Annotated in this window: 5 protein-coding genes; all 5 read right to left on the bottom strand. The window is 35.9% G+C overall.

What is annotated here, in order from left to right:
* Positions 1-134 precede the first annotated feature (134 nt).
* Positions 135-1,997 carry an Ig-like domain-containing protein gene (locus A8B35_RS13185; protein ID WP_068473310.1) on the bottom strand — a complete coding sequence of 621 codons (1,863 nt, stop codon included), beginning with the start codon at positions 1,995-1,997 and terminating at the stop codon, positions 135-137.
* A 155-nt stretch (positions 1,998-2,152) separates the two neighbouring features.
* Positions 2,153-7,306, bottom strand: coding sequence for a glycoside hydrolase family 48 protein (locus A8B35_RS23595; protein WP_075603174.1), 5,154 nt, complete (start codon positions 7,304-7,306; stop codon positions 2,153-2,155).
* Positions 7,307-7,372: 66 nt separating this feature from the next.
* Positions 7,373-10,303, bottom strand: coding sequence for a glycoside hydrolase family 9 protein (locus A8B35_RS13195; RefSeq protein ID WP_068473317.1), 2,931 nt, complete (start codon positions 10,301-10,303; stop codon positions 7,373-7,375).
* Between the two features lie 170 nt (positions 10,304-10,473).
* Positions 10,474-13,392, bottom strand: coding sequence for a cellulase family glycosylhydrolase (locus A8B35_RS13200; protein WP_068473320.1), 2,919 nt, complete (start codon positions 13,390-13,392; stop codon positions 10,474-10,476).
* Between the two features lie 157 nt (positions 13,393-13,549).
* Positions 13,550-16,546: a ligand-binding sensor domain-containing protein gene (locus A8B35_RS13205; RefSeq protein ID WP_083634445.1), complete on the bottom strand. Its 2,997-nt coding sequence runs from the start codon at positions 16,544-16,546 to the stop codon at positions 13,550-13,552.
* Positions 16,547-16,599: the final 53 nt, after the last annotated feature.

Genomic DNA, 16,599 nt, shown 5'->3' on the forward strand with positions numbered 1-16,599 from the left:
CCGTTCCTATCCTTGAGCCAATTGGGTTCGGTGTGTATATAAATTATAAGTGTAATGTATTATCAATAAGTTAGCTTTATTAAGCTAAAATAAGCTAGGTAGCATACTACAGAATTGCTACCTAGCGCACTTTTTTATTTAATAACTATCTTTTTTGTATTAACGGAACCATCCACATATTGTAGTTTTACAAAGTATGATCCGGTTGAATATGCAGATACAGGAATCTCAATAGAATTACAATCGGCTATTTCCTTAAATGCTACTTTTGTACCAGTTGCATTTAATATAGTATAAGAACTTACATTGATTGTATTTTTAATATTAACAACATCGCTACTTGGGTTAGGATATATTATAATATCTGTAGAATTGCTTATTGCATCATGCGAAATTGATTTTAGATCGCTACTAATAACTTCAATATGCGACCAATCATATGATCCTTTATAATAGATATTGTATAAACCATCAATTTTATCAGGAAAGCTATTGGTATACGTGTTGGTAATATCAACACCATTAATCTCAATTATATCTGTATTCCATGAGTTGATGTAGCTTAAATCAGCAGAGGTTTGCCAGCAGAATTCTCCTTCACCATCAACTTTATGAGGTAATACAATGCTACTAGGATTGGCACATGCAGGTTCTCTTTTTATTACCGTAACCACACAGCTGTCGATAAAGCTACCATCATTTGTTGTAACTGTAATAATAGTTTCACCTTCTAAAATTGCAGTGATTGTTCCACTACTTATAGTAGCAACAGTTGGTACTGATGATTCCCAGGTAACTCTTTTATCAGAAGCGTTACTAGGTATTAGGCTAGCAGTGAGTTTAATTGATTTGCTCTCTTCAATAATTACAGAATCATCAGAAAGTGTTACTCCAGTAGCAGGCACTAATACAGAACCTATCGGATAGATTAAGTTAGGATGATTGTTGTAAAAATTATTAGTTGCTTCGGCTATATTCTCAAAGGTACCATGTCCGTCATTCTGTGGTGTTTTCCAAGCGCATACGCCATCAAAACCATTTGTATAGGCACTTTCGTACATTTCAGAAACTGTTTGACAAACATATTTATCGCAAACATCATTTCCTTCTGATTCTCCTACAATAACAGGTCTGTCATCAACGTCGTATTCGGCGGTGGTCATTGTAAAAGGTGAACTCATCCATTCTGATTGCCAAGGGTACCAGTGGTATTGATAGAAATCAAGAAATGCATTAGGGTTATTGATAGCTGCAGATAGCGCTTCATCAGAAAACATATTACCTTCATAATCACCCCAATCATCATAAATAGGCGAATTCCATTTTGGTGCAGCAGAACCAGTTGTTACAAACTTTGTTGAGTTTTCATGAATTGCAGCAGCTAGCATAGCATGCATTTTTTGAACGTCGTTGAACTCTTGCGGACCATGTTCTGAATTTTCAAACATCCACTCAGGCTCATTACAAATTTCCCAAGCCAATAAGTAGGTTCTGTTATCATAGCGCTCAAGCATTGGTATTAAAACATTATCGATATAACTTTGAATATTTGCTTCGCTTTGAATCCACTTTCTCCATTCAGCAGTTGTTGCATATCCATCTTTAGTTATATCAAACGAGAAAAGTGCTGGCATAACATAAACTTCATTTTCTTCGGATACATTCATTAAATGATCCATATGATCCCAAAAAATATCATTTGTGCCGTCAACAAAGCCTGTAGCATCAATGTTAGGGCTAAATTCTCCCGACATGTGTACCCAAACTCTTGCTAGGTTAATATTGTTTTGTTTGTATTTTTCAAATTCGTTAGACCACCATTCAGGCTCAAAGTCATGACGGCCAAAATCGCCAAATAAATGCCAAGGGGTGTTAATTCCATTGAACCATATTTCACTATTATCTACAGTAAATTTATTACCACTAATCTTTACATTTTGTGCAACCATTGTACCTATAGTACTCAATATTGCGAGTATTAATATTATTTTTTTCATTGTTGTAGTTTTGTTTCTTCTTGGATTAGAGTTTGTAAAGTAGTTTTATGATGTTTGTAAAATTCAGAAGTGACTTACAATTTTTCAGTACTACTTTAAATAACTTTATATAAAAAAACCGATGCAGAATATTCTGCATCGGTTAACCAAGAAAATTATTTAATTATTAGTTTTTTAGAATCTGTACTACCATCCGTTCTTGTTACGGTTACAAAGTAAAGTCCTTTAGCAAAACCATTAGTGTTAACTAACACTGATTTTTCACCATTTAGCTCTTGACTATAAACTGTACGAGTCGAATTTCCTGTAATTACAATACGTATAGCTTTATCAATTCCACGAATAGTTACTTTTTCTCTCGCCGGATTAGGATAAATACTTAATGGTTCACTTAAACTTGATTTTTCTGATATGTCAGTAGCGCTTTTATTAGCACTGAATATCTCAGCATGACCCCAATCAACAGATGATTTATACTCAATACAATACTTGCCGTCTATTTTATCAGGCATAGTATTTGACCATCTATTGGTAAAATCTGTTCCGTTAATAATAAGCTCATCTAAATTCCATGAGTTAACATATCCTATTTCGTCAGTTGTAGTCCATAAGTAAGTACCTGCGCCATCTTGTTTATGTGTTAAAGTAATTGGCGTTGCATTAGGACAAGTACTAGATACTTCTGTAAATACTGCTGTTACGTTTTTATCAGCATCCATTACAATATCAACTGGGTTTGTGGAGCCTGTAATATCTCCTAACCATTCTGTAAATACAAAACCTTCTGCTGCAGTTGCAGTTAATGTAACAATTGTACCTTCAGTATAAGTTCCGCCTATAGGCAATAACGCTATGCTACCCGAACCTGAAACTGCAGTAGTTAATGTGTAAGTAGGAATTGTTGAAACCGTAATTATTGCAGAAGAAGTAAATCCACCTTCTTCAGTAGTTGCTGTAATTGTAGCTTCACCAAGTGCGATTGCTGTAACTTTACCATCACTATCAACTGTAGCAATAAATTCGTCACTTGACGACCATGTTACTGTTTTGTTGGTGGCATTATATGGCAATACTTTCGCAGTTAATTCTACAGTTTGGTCAATAGATAATGTAACAGAGTCAGGACTAACTTCAACACCAGTTACATCAGCAGGAGTATTAACACCAAAGAATCTACCAAACTCTGCATTTGCAAGTGCGATATCTGCTTGTCCCCAATAACGGTGATAAGCTGTTTTGTAATTTTCACCTGCATTATAAGCAGCCTCTAATTTTGCAAATTCAGGATCATTTTTATAATCAGAACGAATATCGATAAACTTAACACCGGATTTGATTTCATCTCCGTTTGCCATTGTACCGCTATAGTCAGAAGGAACATATACTTCTTGCTCAAAGAAACGTTTATAATCTTCGCGTTCTTCAATTATTGTAATACCTAAACCATCAGCTTCATAATAGTTATCCCACATTCTATCAAGAATTTCTTTTGCTAAATCACGAGCTTCAGTATCAAGAGTTTCATATTTTTCTGTTGCTGCAGCATAGTATGTAATTGCTTTAGCAAGACAAGCAGCAATACCTGGATCTTGTGAGTAATCACTAACGTTTACGTGTAAGTTAGTGTTAGCTTGAGGGTTTGAAGGATCCCAAGTATTAGGTTGTCCAGTCCATTCAAGAGTAGCAGGAATCTCATAGCTACCATCATCCGTAAGTTTAACTTCACTTTTAACCCAAGGAATCCAATTTTCAAGAAGATTCTTAGCCATTTCATTGTTAGAGATATAATACAACTCTGCAATTCTTTCCATTGACCAAGCTTGCATACCAAACCATTGGTTACTGCCTGGATCATGATATACAGGGTGCTCAGTATAAGCCATGTCATAAAAAGTTGCAGTACCTGCTGGGTAGGTATCATAGCTACCATTCCAAGAGTTTGTTGCACCTCCAGCAATTGCACCTTCGGCAGACTGTAACCATGTATAAAATTCTAACTGGCGTTGCATACTTTTACCCCAATCTGTAGCACCATTGGCTGTAATTGGTTTAAGTTCTTCTGTTTGACTTAATGCATATGCAGCAACAGGGTTTTGGTAACCAAAGTGATTATGGCTACAACCAATACGCCATGACCAGCTTGATGTTTCAATAGGTCCACCCCATGCAAAATACCACGACATTAAATAATGAGCACTATTGTAACCAGTAGCACCTTCGCCATCTTTATCTTGAACTCCCATTGGTTTAAAGTACTTATCAAACATAGAAAGGCGAACAAAGTCACCCATTTTACTAGCTTTAGCAGTAGGTACCGTAGTTTGAGGATCTAAGCCTTGCTCTTTAGCAAATTGAACAGCCCAATACATTGCTTGTACTGCACGCGCATCAGCATCAGGAGCATTTGTATATCTCCATTGCTTAGTAGGGTTTGGATCCTCAATAAATAATGGAAGGAATCCTCCATTTTCACCAGCTCCCCAAGTAAAGTCTTCCCATGATGGATGTGGAACAGTTTCCCATACCGACTCTTGTTCACCACGTTGGAATGTGTTAATATAACTAGGTGTGCTTACACCATCACCAAAATTACCATAACCATAAAAGTTATCACAATCAAATAGCCAATGCATAGCATATACATTAGAACCATAGGCACTATTTAATTCATTAGAAATAGGGTCTTGTCCAACAGGAACAGAACTTTCTATAGCTGATGGGTAGTAATCTGGTAATGGGTGCTCTCCTGCATAATCAGCTGGGTCAGAAGGGTCGTAATTACTAATATTTGGCTGCATTTCGGTAGTTGGAATAGCTTTTTCTTCCATTTTAGTCCAAGCATTATTAAGTGAAGACCAATCTCCTGTAATTCCACCATACATCGTTTCCATCCAGATCCAGTAAGAATAAGCTTCAGAGGTAGTCTCATGACCATGATCCGGAGCTTCTGCCATTAGTGTTTCTACTGAATGGTATGGTACACCATCTTTACTGAAATACCCATTATCAGGATCATTCATTTTTTCTCGTAATTCAAGGAAACGGTTAGTGTACTCATTGTTCCCGCCCATTAGAGATTCCTTAACGGTTACAATGCAAGTATCAGTTAAGCCTCCACCTGCAGTTGTTACAGTTATAGTAGCAGTACCAACAGAAACACCTGTTACAATTCCATCAGCATCTACTGTTGCAATAGCTTCATCATCAGAACTCCATATTACCTCTTTATCAGTTGCATTTACTGGAGTAATTACAGCAGATAGTTGTGAAGTAGTTCCAACTGTGATAGTAAGAGTTTTGGGTTGTATTGTTATACCTGTAACATACACAGTATCTTGTTCACCAAAAAACCTTCCATACTCTGCGTTAGCAAGAGCGATATCTGCTTGTCCCCAATAACGGTGGTAAGCAGTTTTGTAACTTTCACCAGCATTATATGCAGCTTCAAGTTTTGCAAATTCAGGATCATTTTTATAATCAGAACGAATATCGATAAATTTAACACCGGATTTAATTTCATCTCCGTTTGCCATTGTACCACTATAATCAGAAGGAACATATACTTCTTGTTCAAAGAAACGTTTGTAATCTTTGCGTTCTTCTTCAACCGTTATACCTAGGCCATCAGCTTCGTAATAGTTATCCCACATTCTATCAAGGATTTCTTTTGCTAAATCGCGAGCTTCAGTATCAAGGGAATCATATTTTTCGGTTGCTGCAGCATAATACGTAATGGCTTTTGCAAGACAAGCAGCAATACCAGGATCTTGAGAGTAATCACTAACAGTTACGTGTAGGTTAGTGTTAGCTTGAGGATTTGAAGGATCCCATGTATTAGGTTGTCCAGTCCATTCAAGAGTAGCAGGAATTTCATAGCTACCATCATCAGTAAGTTTAACTTCACTTTTAACCCAAGGAATCCATTTTTCAAGAAGACTCTTGGCCATTTCGTTGTTAGAAATATAATACAGCTCGGCAATTCTTTCCATTGACCAAGCTTGCATACCAAACCATTGGTTACTACCTGGATCGTGATAAACAGGGTGTTCTTGATATTCCATTCCATAAAACGTAGATACGCCAGCTGGGTATTCATCATATCTTCCATTATGAGAGTTTGATACTCCACCAGCAATAGCCCCTTCAGCTGATTGTAACCAAGTATATAATTCTAACTGACGTTGCATACTCTTTTCCCAATCAGAAGCTCCATTTGCTGTTATTGGTTTAAGTTCTTCTGTTTGACTTAAAGCATAAGCAGCAACTGGGTTTTGGTATCCAAAATGTGAGTGGCTACAACCAATCCTCCAAGCCCAATTATTTGATTCAAGAGGACCACCCCATGAGAAGTACCAAGACATTAGATAATGTGCACTTTCGTAACCTGAGGCACCAGGACCATGAAGATCTTCCGAGCCAATAGGCTTAAAATATTTATCAAACATTGCTAAACGAACAAAATCTCCCATTTTACTTGCTTTCGCAGTAGGAATAGTTGATTTAGGATCTAAACCTTGCTCTTTAGCAAATTGAACAGCCCAATACATTGCTTGTACTGCACGTGCATCTGCATCAGGAGCATTTGTATATCTCCATTGTTTGGCAGGATTACCTTCCTCAATATACAATGGTAAGAATCCTCCGTTTTCGACAGCACCCCAAGTAAAGTCTTCCCATGATGGATGTGGAACAGTTTCCCATACCGACTCTTGTTGACCACGTTGGAATGTGTTAATATAACTAGGAGTGCTAACACCATCACCTAAATTACCGTAACCATAAAAGTTATCACAATCAAATAACCAGTGCATGGCATATATGTCAGAACCATAAGCGCTTGTTAATTCGTCTGATATCGGATCTTTTCCTACAGGAACATCTGTCCATAAAGAAGATGGATATTGATCCGGAGTTTCCCATTCAGCTGCGAAAGTAGCAGGAGCTCCAGAGTCATAATCGCCAGAAGTAGGTTGCATCGCAGATGTTGGAATAGCCGTTTCTTCCATTTTTTGCCATGCGTTATTTAGGTAGGTCCAATCACCAGTAATACCACCATACATAGTTTCCATCCAAATCCAATAAGAATAGGCTTCACTAGTAGTTTCATGGCCATGATCAGGCGCCTCAGCCATTAGTGTTTCAACAGAATGATAGGGTACCCCATCTTTGCTAAAGTATCCGTTGTTCGGATCATTCATTTTTTCTCGTAAATCGAGAAAGCGTTGTGTGTACTCATTTTGAGCATTAGTACTACTTGTGGCAAATAAAATTGCCATAAGAAATACTGAAAAACAGAATTTTTGTTTCATAATGTTGTGTTTATTGATAGTTAATACCGACTGTTGTATAGATTACAACAGTCGGTTAGAAAAGAATTATCGTTTTATGATGATATAGTCCTTCAGTTGAACATCATTATTTTGGAATTTGATAATATATGAGCCAGCTTTATATTGTGATAAATCTAAGCGATGTGTTGGTTTTGCATTCACATTTTCTTCAAACAATTTATTCCCACTAACATCAAATATGAGAATTGATGTAGCATCAGGTAAGTTTGAGATTGTAACTGCATCAGAAGTTGGATTAGGGAAGATGGTGATATCTGTATTCAAATCTATTTTCTGAGTTTTAGTAGCTCCTTTAAGAGTACCTAATTTAACTTCAAGATGTGACCATGGAAGAGAAGAAACATAGTGAATTATATATTCTCCATTTATCTTGTCGGGCATATTATTGGCCCATTTATTAGTATAATCAGTTCCATTAATTTCAACTTTATCCATGTTCCAAGAGTTAACAAAGTTAATTTCGTCACTTGTAACCCAACAGAATTCACCAACATCATTTTGCTCAAATGGAAGGGTTATTGGAATAGGAGATGAACATCCGGTACTTTGTGGCGTAAATTCGGCTGTAATACTTTTGTTAGTATTCATTGTTACAGTAATGTCAATATCATTACTAATAACATCACCACTCCAACCGCTAAACATATAGCCACTAGCTGCAACTGCAGATAAACTTACTATTGTTCCTTCATCGTATATTCCTCCTATTGGAGATATTACAATACTTCCTTGACCAAGGGTGTCTGTGGTTAGTGTATATTGAGGTAATGGAATATCCGTAACAGTAATTACACTGCTGGCTGTAAATCCACCATCTTCAGTTATAGAGCTTACGGTTGCAATACCCTCAGCAATAGCGGTTACTACTCCATCTGTATTTACAGTTGCGATAGTAGCATCACTAGTATACCATGTAACATTCTTGTTACTTGCATTACTTGGAGATACTGTTGCAGTTAAGGCGCCTGTTAATCCTTTATTTATTGTTATGGTTTCAGGACTTATGCTTATTCCCGTAACATCAATTACTTCTATCGGACCAGGTTCGTTACCAAATACTAGAACACCATCTGCATACATTGGTATATTTGTAACTTCGGTTAAATCTGCACCAACACCAACGGCTGACCAATCATTTGAAGGGTCCCAAGCTGTATCAGGGGCATCATATGGTAAACGGATTCTTACCTGTGATTCTCGTCTGGTTTCACTCTGACCACCAGGGTAAATAATCTCATCGCTATTAAATTCGACTTCAACATAATATATCTCATTTTCTGCATCAGCAGGTAGAAGAGATGAGATTGTTGCGTTATTAGTGTTTGCTGAAATGATATAGTCAGATGCAGAATAGCCCGCACTAACCCCTTCACTAATATCAACGAATAATCTAAATTTAAAGCTTGGTACACGTGCAGGCCAAGCAGTTCTGTTGTGTACCCATACAGCATATTCTGAATGAGTTGTTCCGGTAGAATTCATTTTGGCTTCTACTAAAAATTCGCCATTAGGCGTTTCCTCTTGAGGAAAATCGGACAAGGGTTCTCCACCAAAGTCGGAATATAAACGAGCGACAACTCCAGTAAAAAGAGAATTGTAATCGCAAGCTACTTCATTCCAATAGTAGTCGTGCCTGCTATCAACCCAATCAAAATCATCAGCAGTTTTATGACCGCCAACAAGTGCACCATAAAGCGTGTGACGAGTTTCTTCAGGAATACTTTCATCTCTATTCCAAGGGCCATGTGCAGTTCTATGGTGAGGGTATAACGGGAATTTATTACCATAACCAATTACATAACTTGTTTCTTGAGGATTATCACCTAACAAGTAATCAGTTATTTCTTTGGCTCGATCTCTATATTGTTGTTTCTTAGAGGCATTAGTCATGTTATCGCTTTGTTCTAACATTAAGAAAGCGGTGTTGGCAGCATACCTAAAAGAACCCCAAGTATCTAGAATAGGAAAGCCCGATGGGGTAAAATCAGGACCTTTACCATTTGAATTTGGTGCAAACCACTGATCTAAGAAGCGTTCTGCATCATCGTTATATTCTTGTTCCCCAGTTAAGGATGCCATTAATATGTAGCAACCATATTTTTTATCATCCCAAGCTAATGTCCAACCATAACTTTTAACATCTTCACGCTCTTCATTTGATAATAAACTATATTCTTCTTTCGCTTTTTCGAGATAACTATTATCACCAGTTGCTTTATACAACCATATAGCACCCCAACATAGTTCATCTTGATAACCACTCCAAGATTTATAAAAACTACCAACAGGAATTACATCTGAATATTTACCTCTATAATTATCCGCAAAAGTATACAGCTCTTTTGCGTGGCTTAATAATGTAGCACTATAAGTAGGATTAGAGTCATTAAATATCAAACTTGCAGCTGCTAGAGCAGCTGCTGTTTCACCAGCTAAATCAGTACCAGGATTAGCAGCGTCAATTTTGTATGATGAGCGTTTTGAGCTAATATGAATAACTTCGGCCGGAACCCAATAGTTATGATCTTCGTCGCCATCACCAACCTGAGCATAGAATTCGTTAGGGGAGGTGTGACATTTTAAAAGATAATCAGTAGTGTGCTTAACATTTTCTAAAAAAATAGCTTCTTGATTGCTTGCAACATACGCCGCTTTGTTTTCGAGGTATCCCCAGCATAATGTTGTAACAGAATATGCCATGGGGAAGTTAAACTTAACGTGGTCTCCAGCATCAAACCAACCACCAGTTAAATCAATACTAGCGTCGTTTCCATCTTCCATAGCTGCATTAGCTCTCCAGCCAACTCGGTTATTTGGGCTCAGGCTACCTGCTTGTTGTGCCTCGTAGAAGAACATAGATTTTTGGAGAATTTCTCCGTATTTATGCTGTCCGTTTACGGAAGTACCTGCGAAGAGGCAGCACATAATAATCAAAAGAATAATTGAACTTTTCATAAACTTTAATAATTAGAATAAGACATACAATTTTTGATTTCAAGTAAATATTATCATAAAAAAGGCATAGCAATGGTGGGAGTTAATGGTGGTAAACTCAGTTTTTGAAGCCAATTAAAATAGTACCCTCCTCTAAGTAAAGAAGAGGAGAGTACATCCCAAAAATGAAACTACTTGATATATAATGATTTTGTTAATTTACTGCCATCACTCAATGTTACCACAACTATATAGGCTCCAGGGCTTAAGTGATTAATATTAAGTTTTAGTGATTTTACATCATGTGACTTTTGTTTAAGAACAGTTTGCCCTAGCATATTTATAAACTCGATATGCTTAGAGTTATTTAGGCCATCAATAGTAAGCTCTGACCTAACAGGGTTGGGATACATATTAAACACAGGAGTATTATTGGATAAATATGCTGATTTTAGGCATGGATCAGAAGCAGAATTGCTGAAGTATAGTGTATAACTATTTGATTTTTCAACTAAAACGAAGTTGTCGCCATCCAATGTAGCCCAATATGTACCATCAAGCCCTGTGAATCCGCTGCCTGCAATTGTAATTGATGGACTGACAGAATTAAAGTTCTGAGTAGATCCTGATAAATTGTTATACCAATCAGGAGATCCATCTGTTGTGCTTATTGATAGTTGCCATAGTCCATTATTTGCTAAATCCCAGTTGATGGTTAAATTAGATACATTGCTTAAATCAGGACCATTTCCAATAACATGTATGTTATTATAAGCATTATTTATTGATGGTAACGGTGTTGTTAATGGTGCGTCAAAATCACAACCTGGTGTAGTTGATTCGGAAGTAAATGTTGCTGTTACCGTTTTATTAGCATCCATAATTAAAACAGTACTAGCATTTGTACTACTAATGTCACCACTCCATGAGGTAAATATATAACCATCAGCAGGTGTTGCCACTAAACTTACTTCGGTACCAGCTTCATAACTAGGACTAGTTGGTATTGATTCTACAGTTCCCATACCTACTGTATTTACATTAAGTGTATAAGTATTAGGAGTGCTTTCAGTAACTGTTACCTGACAAGTACTTTTTATAAGTGGGTCAGATGAGGTTGCAGTTATTGTTGCAGAGCCAATAGCAAGGGCATTTACTATACCTGCATCAGATACTGTTACAACATTTGTATTACTAGAACTCCAAGTCACCGATTTATTACTAGCATTACTAGGTAATACTGATGCTGACAGAGTGCTAGTTTGATCAGTACTTAAACTTAATGTGCTTGGTGTAACCTCAATACTTGTAACCGGAATTATGGTTCCACCACCTTCGAAGGAAAACTTGCTAAAGTTAAAATCTCCGGCATCAATATACATTCTCATGACTTGGATACCGGCCTCAAGAGCTATGCCGGTAACAGTTAATTCTTGGTAATTACCCCAGCTGCCAGAGCTTGGCACATCAATAAGCCCGGTTTTATCAACTTCATCAAATTCGAGATGAAATTTGCCACCGCCAGGCTCTGATCCGAAACGAAGTACCATTGAATAGGTATCAGTACTTGCAACGTTCACAGTATATTCTAACCATTCTCCTGTTATAACATACCCTATGTTCCCAACTCCGTCGCCACCTTCGGTATCAACACCTTCGTCAGGTCTGATACCACCAACTCCTTTATTAGTGGCATCATCGTCATGATAAGCAATTCCTTCACCGCCATCATCGTAATTTACTGCAGATATAGCACCAGGTATGCTAGCTGGAGTATTTTTATCAGGGTAAGGGTCTTGAATAATTTGGGTAACAATATTGGTTGTTACTTTTAGCGAACTATTTGTTGCGTTTGCATCATCGGTAACAACCGAATGAATTGTATAGGTATTTGCTGTACTTGGCGACCAAGTGATAGAGTAGGGAGCTGTAGTATCTTCTCCAACTTTTACATCGTTGGCATAAAATTCAACTTTAGAAACAGAGCCGTCTGTATCACTTGCTGTTGCAGATATATTTATATTGTCACCCACTTCGTAATAACTATTATTGTCAGGTTTTGTAATGCTAGTTACTGGTGGTATATTGCCACCAGAATTCGCCCAAGAATCAGCTGGTGATAGTATCTTACCTTTTATATATTCCCCTGAGGTACTTGTATTGTTCCAGTCAGAACCACATGACCCCGGTTTTAACGCCGCTGAAATTTCATCCTTTGCAGAATAACTCCAATTACACCAGCTTATCTTATTGTCGGCCATAAAGTTCATCCAAAGGTCAGATTCATCCAAGTATGGACCTCCGTCACCGCTAGCTTGGCTTGTCCCAAATTCGGTTACAAATAAAGCAATTCCTTTGTTCATGGCAGTGGTAGCTTTATCACGTAGCCAGGAAAGGTGTGTTCCTGAGTAAAAATGTAAAGCATACATTATATTATCTCCTATTATAGGTGAGTCGGCTGCTGTATCTACATCTTGAGACCAATTTGGTGTACCTACAATTATTATGGTGTTAGGGTCATTGGCACGTATAATTGGTATTATTACATCTGCGTATTCTTTAACGCGTGGCCATTCAACACCATTCGGTTCGTTACATATTTCGTAAATTACATGCTCTTTGCCAGCATGTTTTTTCGACATGTAATCCCAGAATACCTTAGCATCTTCAATATTTGCATTCGGATCTCCAGGAGTAAGTACGTGCCAATCAATAAGGCAATATACACCAAACTGTTCGCATAGGTCTACCATATCATCAATCCAACCGCGCCAATATTCAGGAGCAGTAACATAGCCATTTTCTTCTATATACATAGCTAGCCTCATAATATCAATACCCCATTCATTGGTTAGTGCATTCATACTATCAAAGTTGTAGCATTCTCCAAACCATTGTGGTCCGTGCGAACTCATCCCTCGAAGTTGAATAGGTGTTCCTTGTTGGTTCACCATTGATGAACCAGAAACACTTAGTTTTCCATTTGCACCTACTGGTGATTGTGCTGTTAACGCTGCAGAACTAATAAGGGCTAGTATTAAGAAAATAGAAATTCGTATCGATAAGCTTAGTACATGTTTTTTTAAGAAACTCGAGTAGATTTTTTTCATGGCTATACATAATTAATGAATTTAACATAGATAAAGATTGCGTTTATCATTGATTATTGCACGTTTATCACTACGACATAGCTACGACATTGAGTTTTTCGATGAGACAAAACTACGACATGATTTTTTAATAGTACATAGCTTTATATACTAAAAGCTATATGTCAGATATATATCGTCCTATGTTTATTTCGGAGTTAAGTTCAAGTTTTTTTCTTAATCGAGATCGGGATTTTTCAACTCCTCTTTGAGAAATATTTAATAAGGATGCGATTTCTTTTGTTGACAAATCTAGTTTTAAATAAATGCATAGCTTTAAGTATGTTTGGGAGAGGTCGGGATACTTTTGTTTTAAACGTTTGATAAAATCTTTGTGAACATTATTAAAATGCTCTTCAAAGCGATTCCAATCTTCTTCTACTTTAAATTCATTATTTATTTCACTAATGAGTGATTTAAAATCTTTTTTTAAGACAGGGTCATTTGTTTCCTTCGAGAAGCTAATAATTTTCTTTTTTACATAATTCATCTTCTCATTTTTATGAGTAAGAAGTGTTGTTGTAGATATTAGTTGTGCATTTTTATAATTTAGTTCGTCAGCTCTAAATTGCTCTTTTGCAGTTTCTATTCTAGCATGTAAATTTCTGCGTTCTTTTTCCGATTCCTCAATTTCGATATTAAATTGTCTTTTAATGGTATCGCGTTGTTGTTCAATTGTTTTAATGCGTGAACGCATCACAAATATGCCAACCGTAGCAATGGTTAATATATATAATAGCTTAAACCACCAAGTTTCATAAAATGGAGGAAGGATAATTAAGGTAAGTTCTTTAATGTTGCTGTTAAGTCCTAAATTAGATACTCTAACCTGAAAGGTGTACGAGCCTGCTTTTAAATTGGTATAGGTAACCGATTTGTTTTGTGCATTGCTTACCCACGAATCTGAAAATCCTAGAAGGCGATATTCATATTTAATTTTGTCGCTATATGCATATGAAAGGGCAGAATAACTTATAGTAATAACATTTTCTGCTTTTAATAACTTAATATTTTTTGTGTAATTAATAGTTTGATCCAAGATCACTCGGTTATCAAACCTTTCATTAACCGCTATTGATTTATTGAAAATTTTAAAGTCAGTAAGTATTATTGGTATATTATATTGATAACTTTTAATCTCTGAAGGTTTAAAAAAGCTTAATCCAGAAATTGAACCAAAATACAAATAGCCATTTTGCGCTTTGAATGAACTCCTATTAATAAAGGTATTAGAAACTAAGCCATCAGTTTTGTTGTAATTGGTAAAAGATTCGGATTTACTATTAAATAAAGAAATACCGTTATTTGTACTTAACCATAAGTTATTGTTATTTGTTGCAATTATATCGCTAATAATATTATTAGGTAAGCCATCTGTAGTTGTATATGTGGTAAATGTGTCGGTAGACCTGTCATATTTATTTAGTCCGGAGCTAGTGCCAATCCATAATTCTTTACTTTTGTCTTCAGTTATTGCGAAGATTACATTTCCGGATATTGTTTTTTTATTGTTTGTATCGTATAAATATTGCCTAATGGTATTGTTTACACGGTCGTAAACATTCAAGCCATAGGTTGTACCTATCCATATAAAACCTAGTTTGTCTTCGTAAATTACTCTTATCCAATCTAAGCTAAGCGTCGATTTTGGTTTATCAAGGTTGTGTTTAAGTTGTGATACTTGAGTTCGATCTGTATTAATTATACTGATCCCTCCTCCATTGGTTCCAATCCAAATATTACCTAATCGGTCCTCAGTTATGCATCGAATATCTTTATTCTCAATTTTTAAATTTGGATAAACCTGTTCTAAAGGTTTAATATTATTTGTAAGTGGATTATATATATAAATACCCTCTAAGTATGAGCCAATCCAAATATTATTAGAGTTATCTCTGAATAAACATAATATTTTGTTTGGGCAATATCCGGTTAGTAATTGGTTCAGATTTTTATTTAGGTGATTATAAATTATTCCATTTTTTATAATATTAATACTTCCACCATCAGTTCCAACCCATATGTTGTTATTATTATCGTCGCAAATAGCACTGACTAAAGAATAACTTAATGAGTTGTTACTAAGCGGTGTTTTATATATATTATTGAATGCATTTTTTTTGCGATGGAGACTGATACCTCCATGAAAGTGGCCCAACCATAAGTTTGTTTCTGAATCAATAAAAATTTTACGTACAACATTATTACTTATGGTACTTGAGTAGCTACCTGAATTTATATATACTTCCTGATGTTTGGTCTTTGGATAATATTTAATCAAACCTTCACCATCTGTGCCTAGAAGTAAGTAGTCTTGGTCTTTAATAATATCAAACAGTTGTAAATTATTAGTGGAATTTCTGGTAAGAATTTGAATTTTATTGATATCAAGGCTGTTTGAGTTTATTTCTATTAGTCCACGATCGTAGGTTGCAATTAATAAGTTTTCAGAATCAGATTTTATAATCTTTCTTATCTCAGATTGCGTAAATACAGATCTTAAATATCCTTCAGTATAAACAAAAAGCCCTTTGTCTAAAGTCCCAATCCAGACTCTATCCTCGTTATCAATATGAATGGCAGAAATTCGTAATCCAATTTTACTTAAATGTTTATTAGGCAAAAAGTGAGATTGTTTTTTTGTAATCATATTAAAACTTCTAAGTCCCCCTCCATCAGTTCCAATTAGCAAGATGCTGTCATTTAGCTGTTTAATTTCAATAACATTTACTCTGTCTTGATGAGGTAGATTGGGTAAAAAGTAATGTTGAAAACTATCAGTAATTGGATCATAAAGCTCTAGCGAAAACTTAGTGCCGATCCATAGCTTGTCATTATTATCCATAAATAATTTAAGAACCTGATTATTACTTATTGAATTATGATTGTTTTTATCGTGCTTAAATTTTTTAAATCTATAGTTGTCATAAAAGGCGGCACCATCGTCTGTAGCAATCCATATTTGTCCATTTTTATCTTGTAATAGATCATTTATTGTACTGTGAGGGATGCCATCTTCTATGGTAAAGTGATCAAAATCAATACTTGTTTCCTGTGCACATATATTCGCTTGGAATAAGAGAATAATGTACATGATAATACTTATATATTTCATAGGTTTATTAATCTATTACGAGATTGTATTTAGTAGTAATATTAGGGTTCAAT

The organism is Saccharicrinis aurantiacus (assembly GCF_001660705.2).
GTDB lineage: Bacteria > Bacteroidota > Bacteroidia > Bacteroidales > Marinilabiliaceae > Saccharicrinis > Saccharicrinis aurantiacus.

Excerpts from the sequence above, each read along its gene's own strand:
- A8B35_RS13185 (WP_068473310.1), bottom strand. The coding sequence starts at position 1,997 with ATGAAAAAAATAATATTAATACTCGCAATATTGAGTACTATAGGTACA.
- A8B35_RS23595 (WP_075603174.1), bottom strand. The coding sequence starts at position 7,306 with ATGAAACAAAAATTCTGTTTTTCAGTATTTCTTATGGCAATTTTATTT.
- A8B35_RS13195 (WP_068473317.1), bottom strand. The coding sequence starts at position 10,303 with ATGAAAAGTTCAATTATTCTTTTGATTATTATGTGCTGCCTCTTCGCA.
- A8B35_RS13200 (WP_068473320.1), bottom strand. The coding sequence starts at position 13,392 with ATGAAAAAAATCTACTCGAGTTTCTTAAAAAAACATGTACTAAGCTTA.
- A8B35_RS13205 (WP_083634445.1), bottom strand. The coding sequence starts at position 16,546 with ATGAAATATATAAGTATTATCATGTACATTATTCTCTTATTCCAAGCG.